Annotated in this window: 2 protein-coding genes; both read left to right on the top strand. The window is 70.1% G+C overall.

What is annotated here, in order from left to right; all coding sequences use genetic code 11:
• Window position 1: 1 nt before the first annotated feature.
• Window positions 2-5,650: a type I polyketide synthase gene (locus tag OG352_RS39065; protein ID WP_329223491.1), complete on the top strand. Its 5,649-nt coding sequence runs from the start codon at window positions 2-4 to the stop codon at window positions 5,648-5,650.
• A 2-nt stretch (window positions 5,651-5,652) separates the two neighbouring features.
• Window positions 5,653-10,662, top strand: coding sequence for a type I polyketide synthase (locus OG352_RS39060; protein WP_329223490.1), 5,010 nt, complete (start codon window positions 5,653-5,655; stop codon window positions 10,660-10,662).
• Window positions 10,663-10,712: the final 50 nt, after the last annotated feature.

Raw genomic sequence — 10,712 nt, 5'->3', positions numbered from 1 at the left:
AATGGCGAACGAAGAGAAGCTCCGGGAATACCTCCAGCGGATGACGGCCGATCTGTACCGGACACGGCAGCGCCTGCTCGACCAGGAGGCCGCCGAGCGCGAGCCCCTCGCGATCGTCTCCATGAGCTGCCGCTTCCCCGGAGGGGTCCACACGCCCGAGGACCTCTGGCGACTCCTGCTCGACGGGACCGACGCCGTCGCCGAGTTCCCCGCCGACCGGGGCTGGGACCTGGAGGCGCTCTACGACCCCGACCGGGCCACTGCTCGGCCCGGCACGACGTACGCCCGCGAAGGCGGATTCCTTTACGACGCCGGGGATTTCGACGCCGGGTTCTTCGGGATCTCCCCGCGTGAGGCGCTCGCGATGGACCCTCAGCAGCGGCTGCTGCTGGAGACCGGCTGGGAGGCGCTGGAGCGGGCCGGGATCGATCCGCAGACGCTGAAGGGCAGCCCTACCGGTGTGTTCATCGGCGGTTCGGGCACCGGCTACGCGGGCCACGCCGAGGACGTGCCCGACGACGTACAGGGCTATCTGCTCACCGGCGGCGGAGGCGCCGTCATGTCCGGCCGCCTCTCCTACGTCCTCGGGCTCGAAGGCCCGGCGGTCACCATCGACACCGCCTGCTCCTCCTCCCTCGTCGCCCTTCACCTCGCGGCACACTCCCTGCGCCGCAAGGAGTGCACGCTCGCGCTCGTCGGCGGGGTCTCCGTGATGTCCACCCCGGTCGCTTTCGTGGAGTTCAGCCGCCAGCGCGGCCTGGCGTCCGACGGCCGCTGCAAGCCGTTCGCAGAAGCGGCCGACGGCACCGGATGGGGCGAAGGAGTCGGCGTACTCCTGCTGGAACGCCTCTCCGACGCCCAACGCAACGGCCACCCCATCCTGGCAGTCGTACGAGGCTCCGCCGTCAACCAGGACGGCGCCTCCAACGGCCTCACCGCCCCCAACGGCCCCTCCCAACAACGCGTCATCCGCGCCGCCCTCGCCAACGCCGGACTCACCACCACCGACATCGACGCCGTCGAAGCACACGGCACCGGCACCACCCTCGGCGACCCCATCGAAGCCCAAGCCATCCTCGCCACCTACGGCCAGGGCCGTCCGGCCGAACAGCCCCTGTGGCTCGGCTCGTTGAAGTCCAACATCGGCCACACCGCAGCGGCCTCGGGCGCTGCCGGACTCATCAAGACCGTACTGTCCCTGCGGAATGGGGTACTGCCGCGCACCCTGCACGTGGACGAGCCGACCCGGCAGGTGAACTGGGCTTCCGGCGCGGTGGAACTCCTCACCGCGGCCCAGGCGTGGCCGGTGGTCGAGAGCCGTCCGCGGCGGGCGGGTGTGTCGTCTTTCGGGGTGAGCGGGACGAACGCCCATGTGATCCTGGAGGAAGCGCCCACGTCTCCCGCGGAAGAGCCGGAAGCACCGGCATCTGGTGTGCGGCCCTGGATCCTGTCCGCCCGCAGCACGACCGCCCTGCGGGAACAGGCGGCCCGACTCCTGGCCCACGGCGTCGACACCCTCTCCCCCGCCGACGTCGGCTGGTCACTCGCCTCAGGACGCACCGCCTTCTCGCACCGCGCGGCGGTGATCGGCGAAGGACGCGAACTGCTCGACGGACTGCACGCGTTGGCCCTCGGGAATACCGCTCCCACTCTGGTCACCGGCACGGCGTCCGAAGGCCTGCTGGCGGTTGTCTTCTCGGGGCAGGGGTCGCAACGGGCCGGTATGGGGCGGGAGTTGTACGACCGCTTCCCCGTCTACGCCACCGCCTTCGACGAAGTCTGCGCTGCGCTGGACGCCGAACTGGCCGGACACGTCGACCGATCCGTGCGGGACGCCGTCTTCACAGACGACCCCGATGACTCCGACGGCGCACTCGACCGTACGGTCTTCACCCAGACCGCGCTGTTCGCCGTGGAAGTCGCCCTCTACCGCCTCACCGAATCCTGGGGCATACACCCCGACATCCTCGCCGGGCACTCCCTCGGCGAACTCACCGCCGCACACATCGCCGGCATCTGGACCCTCCCCGACGCCGCACGCCTCGTCGCCGCACGCGCCCGCCTCATGCAAAGCCTCCCCACACGCGGCGCGATGATCGCCCTCGAAGCCACCGAAGAGGAAGTCACCCCCCACCTCACACCCAACGTCAGCATCGCCGCCGTCAACGGGCCACACTCCGTGGTGATTTCCGGCGACGAACACGACACCACCGCCATCGCCATCGCCTTCAAGACCCAGAAGCGCCGCGTCAAACACCTCCGCGTCTCACACGCCTTCCACTCACCCCACATGCAGCCCATCCTCGACGACTTCCTGACCATCGCCGAGAGCATCACCTACAACACCCCCCGCACCCCCGTCGTCTCCAACCTCACCGGCACCCTCGCCGACCACGACCAACTCACCTCCCCCCACTACTGGACCCGCCACATCCGCGAAACCGTCCGCTTCGCAGACAGCATCCACACCCTCCACGACCAAGGCATCACCGTCGCCCTGGAACTCGGCCCCGACGCCGTTCTCAGCAGCCTCGCAGCCGACAACAACACCCCCATCACCTTCACCCCCCTACTGCGCTCCGGACGCACCGAAGCCCAAGCGCTCCTCACCGGCCTCGCCCAGGCATGGACCCACGGCACACCCCTCGACTGGACCCGCCTCCACAACGGCACCAAACCCACCCGCATCGACCTCCCCACCTACCCCTTCCAGCACCAGCGCTACTGGCTGAACGCGGTCACCACCGGCACCCCGGCCGCCACCAGCCTCGGTCTCGGCCCCGCCGAACACCCCTTGCTCGGTGCGGCGGTCGAACTGGCTGAGGGGGAAGGGCTGTTGCTCACGGGACGGCTGTCGGTCCGGACGCACCCCTGGCTCGCCGACCACGCCGTCGGTACAGCCGTACTGCTGCCCGGCACCGCCTTCGTCGAACTGGCGGTGCGGGCCGGGGACCAGGCCGGCTGCGCGACGGTGGACGAGCTGACCATCCACGCCCCGCTGCTCCTGCCCGAGCGGGTCGGAGTACAGGTGCAGCTCACGGTCGGCAAGGCTGGTGCCTCCGGTCACCGTGCGCTCGCCGTGCACTCCCGGCCGGAAGAGGCGGGGGACGGTACGCCGTGGCTGTGCCACGCGACGGGCGTGCTGGCCACTGCCGACGCCGTCCAGGCAGCCGCGCCGGACTGGGACCTGGCCGCATGGCCTCCGGCCGACGCCGCACCCGTCGACGTCACCGGGCTCTACGACACCTTCACCGACGCCGGCTATGACTACGGCCCGGCGTTCCAGGGGCTGCGGGCCGCCTGGCGGCGCGGGGACGGCGAGGTGTTCGCCGAAGTCGCCCTCGACGAGGAGCACACGGCGGACGCGGCCGGTTTCGGCCTGCACCCGGCGCTGCTGGACGCCGCCCTGCACGCTCTGGGGCTCGAAGCCATCTCCGGAGCGTCCGGCACTGGCCAGGCCCGGCTGCCGTTCGCCTGGCGCGGGGTGACCCTCCACGCGAGCGGCGCCGCTTCCCTGCGGGTCGCCCTGACACCGGCGGCCGACGGCACGGACGCGGTGACGGTGCGGCTGGCCGACGCCGACGGGCGGCCCGTGGCCACCGTGGACGCGCTGGTCATGCGACCTGTCGACCTTGCGCAGTTGTCGGGTACGCCCACCGACTCCCTGTTCTTCGTCGAGTGGAGCGAGGCCGACACCCTCGAGGCCGGCTCCTCTTCCGACACGGCCTCCGACGCAGCTTCCGACACGGCTTCGGACGCTGCGGACTGGGTGCTGGTCGAGCAGGATCCCGTGCAGTGGCTCGCGGACCTCGCTCGTGATGCCGTAGTGCCGCCCACTGTCGCCGTCAGCGTCCGAGCACCGGCCGACGCTCAGGACGACGTGCCTTCCGCCGCCGGTGCCGTACTCCACGGAGTACTGGATCTGCTCCGTTCCTGGCTCGCCGACGCGCGCTGCGCCGAATCGAGGCTGGCGATCGTCACCGTGGGGGCGGTCATGGACACGGCCGACCCCGTCGTCGCTCCCGTGTGGGGCCTGGTGCGGTCGGCCCAGTCCGAGAACCCCGGCCGGTTCCTTCTCCTCGATCAGGACGATCGCTCGGAGTCCCGGGACCACCTCGCCGCCGCCCTCCAGTGGGCCCAGGCCCAGGACGAACCACAGACAGCCCTACGGGCGGGCCGGATCCACGTACCCCGGCTCGCGCCCGCCGCCACAGAGCCAAAGGCAGAGGCAGAGGCAACCGGGCAGGACACGGTGTTCGGCACCTTCGGCGCGGGAACCGTGCTGATCACCGGCGGCACCGGCACCCTCGGCTCACTCCTCGCACACCACCTCGTCACCACCCACCACGTCCAACACCTCCACCTCATCAGCCGCCAAGGCCCCCAAGCCCCCAACGCACAACAACTCACCCAAGACCTCACCGCACTCGGCGCACACATCACCATCACCGCCTGCGACGCAACCGACCACAACGCACTCGCCGCCACACTCGACACCATCCCACCCCACCACCCCCTCACCGCCGTCATCCACACCGCAGGCACCCTCCACGACAACCTCACCACCACCCTCACCCCCCACCAACTCGACACCGTCCTACAACCCAAAACCCACGCCGCCTGGAACCTCCACCACCTCACCCAACACCACAACCTCACCACCTTCATCCTCTACTCCTCAGCAGCCGCCACCCTCGGCAGCCCCGGACAAGCCAACTACGCCGCCGCCAACACCTTCCTCGAAGCCCTCGCCACCCACCGCACCAACCAAGGACTCCCCGCACTCGCACTCGCCTGGGGACTCTGGGCCCAAAACACCGGAATGACAGGCCAGTTGAGCGAAACCGACCTCGCCAGGATGAAGCGCGGTGGCGTGGCTCCGCTGGAGACGTCGAAGGCGCTCGCACTGTTCGACGCAGGTCTGCGCAGCGACCGTCCGGTCCTGCTGCCGGTCCAGTTCGACAACTCCGCGCTGCTCCGCCCCGCGAACGCTCAGGCTCCGGTGCCCCCACTGCTCCGAGGACTGGTACGGGGGCCGGCCCGCCGCGCCGTGGCGGCGTCCGGCGGCGCGCCCGTCGGCGAACCCGGCACCGCCGAGACGCTGTTGGCCAAGCTGGCCGGGATGCGCCCCGGTGACCGGGACAGCGCGCTGCTGGATCTGGTCCGCTCCCACGCCGCCGCCGTCCTCGGCCACTCCGGTCCCAGCGCGGTCGAGCCCGGCCAGGGCTTCCTGGAGGTCGGCTTCGACTCGCTCACCGCCGTCGAGTTCCGCAACCGGCTGGCCGCCGTGACCGGACTGCGTCTGCCGACCACGCTGGTCTTCGACCACCCCACCCCCACGGCACTGGCCGGCTTCCTGCGCGCCCAGCTCAGTACAGACACGGACAGCGACCCGATGGCGAGGATCGCCGTCCAGCTCGACCAACTGGAGCAGACGGTGGCGGAGTTGGCGGAGCTGACCGCCGACGACCTGGACCGGATGACCGTCCTCGTACGGATGAAGTCCATTCTGGCCGCCCTGTCCGGCCCTTCCGCGACGGCCGGCGGCGACGGAGCCGACGCCCGGACCGGCGAGGAGAGCGACGACCTGGCCTCCGCATCGGACGACGAACTGTTCAGCGCCCTGGAAAACGAGCTGAGGAAATCGTGACCATGACCAACGAGGACAAGCTCCGCTCCTACCTCAAGCTCGCGACCACGGACCTGCGCCAGGCCCGCCGACAACTGGAGGAGTTGGAGGCCAAGGAGCGCGACCCCATCGCGATCGTGGGTATGGCCTGCCGTTACCCCGGCGGGGTCCGCACCCCGGAGGACCTGTGGGATCTGGTCGCCGAAGGACGCGACGCGGTCTCCGAGTTCCCCACCGACCGAGGCTGGGACACCGAACACCTCTACCACCCCGACCCCGACCGCCCCGGCCACAGCTACGTCCGCGAAGGCGGATTCCTCTACGGCGCCGCCGACTTCGACCCCGCGTTCTTCAACCTCTCCCCACGCGAAGCCCTCGCCACCGACCCACAGCAACGGCTCCTGCTGGAGACCTCCTGGGAAGCCGTCGAGCGGGCCGGCATCGACCCGCACTCGCTGAAAGGCAGCCGCACCGGCGTCTTCACCGGCGTCATGTACAACGACTACGCCTCCCGCCTCCACACCGCACCCGACGGCTTCGAAGGACACATCGGCAACGGCAGCGCAGGCAGCGTCGCCTCCGGCCGCGTCTCCTACACCCTCGGCCTCGAAGGCCCCGCCGTCACCGTCGACACCGCCTGCTCATCCTCCCTCGTCACCCTCCACCTCGCCGTACAAGCCCTCCGCACCGGCGAATGCACCCTCGCCCTCACCGGCGGCGTCACCGTCATGTCCTCCCCCACGATCTTCATCGAGTTCAGCCGCCTGCGCGGCCTCGCGGTGGACGGCCGCTGCAAGGCGTTCTCGGAAACGGCCGACGGGACGGGCTGGTCCGAAGGCGTCGGCATGCTCCTCCTGGAGCGCCTGTCCGACGCCCAACGCAACGGCCACCCCGTCCTGGCCGTCATCCGCGGCTCGGCCCTCAACCAGGATGGCGCCAGCAGCGGGCTCACCGCCCCGAACGGCCCTTCGCAGCAGCGCGTCATCCGCGCCGCCCTCGCCAATGCCGGACTGTCGGCGGCGGACGTGGACGCCGTCGAGGCCCACGGCACCGGAACGCCCCTGGGCGACCCCATCGAGGCACAGGCGATCCTCGCCACGTACGGGCAGGGCCGGGGTGCCGAACCGCCTGTCTACCTCGGTTCGTTGAAGTCCAACGTCGGCCACACACAGGCGGCTGCGGGCGTCGCGGGCGTCATCAAGATGGTCCAGGCGATACGTCACGGCGTCCTGCCACGCACCCTCCACGTCGACACGCCGTCCACCAAGGTCGACTGGACCGCCGGGTCGGTGGAACTTCTGACGGAGGAACGCACCTGGCCACTCGCCGACCGACCGCGCCGGGCCGCCGTCTCCGCCTTCGGCGTCAGCGGCACCAACGCCCACGTCATCCTCGAACAGGCCGAGCAGACCCCACTCCAGCCCGGAACGTACAACGCCCCGGTCCCCTTGCCGGTCTCGGCCCGGGACGCTCCCGCCCTGCGCGCGCACGCCGCCGCCCTGCTGCACCGCCTCACGGCGGCCCCTCAGCTCTCGACCGGCGACGTCGGCTGGTCGCTCGCTTCCGGCCGTACGCCCTTCGAACAGCGCGCCGTCCTCATCGGTGACCGCAGCCAACTCCTCGACGGGCTCCAGGCTTTGGCCGCAGGGCAGCCCACGGCACACGCTGTCGAAGGACAGGCCGCCAGCCCCGGGCGGACCGTGTTCGTCTTCCCCGGCCAGGGCTCGCAATGGGTGGGCATGGCCCTCGAACTCATCGACAGTGCACCCGTGTTCGCGGAGTCCATGAACAAATGCGCCCAGGCACTGGCCGAGTTCACCGACTGGTCCCTCCACAACGCCCTCGCCGACCCCGAAGCACTGCAACGCGTCGACGTCGTACAACCCGCCACCTGGGCCGTCATGATCTCCCTCGCCGCACTCTGGCGCTCCTACGGCATCCACCCCCACGCCGTCATCGGCCACTCCCAAGGCGAAATCGCCGCCGCCTGCGTCGCAGGAGCCCTCACCCTCCAGGACGCGGCCCGCATCGTCGCCCTGCGCTCCCAGGCCATCGCCCGCAACCTCGCAGGCAACGGCGGCATGACATCCCTCGCCGTATCCGCAGCCGAAGCAGGGGCCTTGATCGCCCGCTGGGACGGACGCATCGAGATCGCCGCCACCAACAGCCCCACCAGCACCGTCGTCGCAGGCCAACCCAACGCCCTCGACGAACTCCTCACGATGTGCGAGACAGACGGAGTACGCGCCCGCCGCATCCCCGTCGACTACGCCTCCCACACCACCCACGTCGAACAGATCGAACACGAACTCGCCCGGGTACTGGCCAGCGTCACCCCCACCGACACCCACATCCCGTGGTACTCCACCGTCGACGGCAACTGGCTCAACGGCCCCGAAGCCAACGCCGCCTACTGGTACCGCAACCTCCGCCAACCCGTCCACTTCCACCAAGCCATAGCGGGCCTCGCCGAACAGGGCTACAGCACCTTCATCGAGACCAGCCCCCACCCCGTCCTCACCCCCAGCATCGAAGACACCACCACCGACACCATCACCACCGGCACACTCCGGCGCAACGACGGCACCCTCACCCGCTTCTGGACCTCCCTCGCCCAGGCCTGGACACACGGCACACCCGTCGACTGGACACACGCCTTCGAGGGCACCAAAGCCACCCGCACCGACCTCCCCACCTACCCCTTCCAACACCACCGCTACTGGCTCGACGCCCCCACTGCACCCGCCCGACCCGAGCAGCCCGCGACCGACGTCGACACCCGCTTCTGGGAAACCGTCGAAGGCGAAGACCTCACCGCCATCGAGCAGGCCTTCGCCATTTCGGCAGACCAGCCCTTCCGGACCGTCCTCCCCGCACTGTCCACCTGGCGACAGCAGCAGCGGGAAGAGTCACTGGTAGCGAGCTGGCAGTACCGGGTCGGCTGGCAGCGCATGGCGGACGTCAGCAACCCGGGCCGACTGGACGGCACTTGGCTGGTCGTTCGATGGGCAGGGGAAGCGGCTGACGCCGAGGCGATGGCAACGGTCGAAGCCGCGCTCAAGGTCGGGGGCGCCGACAAGGTCGTATGGGAAGTGGATCCGAAGACGATCGACCGTGCTGTGTGGGCGGAGCAACTCACCCACACCCTCAACACCACCACCCACCTCACCGGCATCATCTCCCTCCTCGCCTTCACACCCCAAAACCCCCACACCACCACCCCCGAGGCCGGACCCGCACTCACCGCCACCCTCACCCTCACCCAAACCCTCACCGACACCCAAACCCACAACCCCACACCCCTGTGGTGCATCACCCAAAACGCCGTCACCACCGGACACGACAACGACGGACACCCCAACCCCCACCACGCCCAAATCTGGGGACTCGGCCGCACCACCGCCCTCGAACACCCCCAACACTGGGCCGCACTCATCGACCTCCCCACCACCCACACCAGCACCACCGCCCAAGCCCTCGCCACACTCCTCACCAACACCACCCACGAAGACCAGACAGCCATCCGCACCACCCACACCTACGCCCGCCGCCTCCACCACCACACACCCACCACAACCCCACACCCCACCACCCTCCCCTCCTCCGCACTCCGCAACTGGAACCCCAACGGCACCGTCCTCATCACCGGCGGCACCGGAGCCCTCGGCACCCACCTCACCCACTGGCTCACCCACCACGGCATCCACCACATCCACCTCGCCAGCCGACAAGGACCCAACACCCCCGGCAACACCCAACTCACCCAACAACTCGCCCAACAAGGAACCCACCTCACCACCACCGCCTGCGACATCACCAACCCCCAACAACTCACCCAACTCCTCAACTCCATCCCACCCCAACACCCCCTCACCGCCATCATCCACACCGCAGGCACCCTCCACGACACCACCCTCACCAACCAAACCCCCACCCACCTCACCACCACCCACGCCCCCAAAGCCCACGCCGCCACCCTCCTCCACCACCACACCCAACACCACAACCTCAACGCCTTCATCCTCTTCTCCAGCGCAGCCGCCACCCTCGGCAGCACAGCCCAAGCCAACTACGCCGCCGCCAACGCCCACCTCGACGCCCTCGCCACCCACCGCCACACCCAAGGACTCCCCGCCACCTCCATCGCCTGGGGACGCTGGGCCGGAAACGGACTCGCCGACGAAGAGAAGCGAAGCCGTTGGCTGGAGCGCGGTGGGCTGCGGGGCATGGATCCCGAGCGCGCGCTCCTCGCGTTGGAACAGGCACTGGCCCGGGACGAGCCCTGTGTCACCATCGCGGACATCGACTGGGAGCGTTTCACGCCGTCCTTCACCTCGGTCAGGCCCGCCCCCCTGCTCGCCGAGATACCGGAGGCCCAGCGCGCGCTGGCCAAGGCCGCCGTCGTGAGCCCGGGTGACGGGGCGAAGGCGGACGCTGCGGACGAACTGCGGAGCCGGCTGGCAGGGCTCTCCGCCACCGAGCAGGACCGGGCGCTGCGGGAACTGGTCGGTACGCACGCCTCGTTGGTGCTGGGGCACGAGAACGCCGGGCCGCTCTCCGTGGGCCGGTCCTTCCGGGAGCTGGGCTTCGACTCCCTCACCGCCGTCGAACTCCGCAACCGTATGCAGATCGCGACCGGGCTCACGCTGCCCACCACCCTCGTCTTCGACCACCCCACGCCGGGCGCGCTCGCCGAGCTCCTCCGGACCGAGCTGTGCCCCGATGACGCTGGTGGAGACGATGTCTCCGACAGTTCGGGCGGCTCGGGCGGCTCCCGGGAGGCCCGGATCCGCGCGGCGCTGGCGACCGTCCCGCTGGCCACGCTGCGGGACGCCGGGCTGCTGGAGATGCTGCTCAAACTCGCCGGTTCACACGAAGAGGCCCGCGCCGAGGCTGCGGCAACGGACGCACAGCAGGAGACCGGAGGCGCGCAGGACCCGGAAGGGACGAGCCCGGAGGCCTCGATCGACTCCATGGACGGCGAGGATCTGCTCCGGCTGGCGTTCGGCGACTCCGATCTGCCCGATCTGTGATCTCCCCCAGCCGCTCCCACGCGCCCACCCCGTGAACTACCTGCCCCCCA

This window comes from Streptomyces sp. NBC_01485 (assembly GCF_036227125.1).
GTDB lineage: Bacteria > Actinomycetota > Actinomycetes > Streptomycetales > Streptomycetaceae > Streptomyces.
This window is presented reverse-complemented; position numbering and strand designations above follow the sequence as displayed.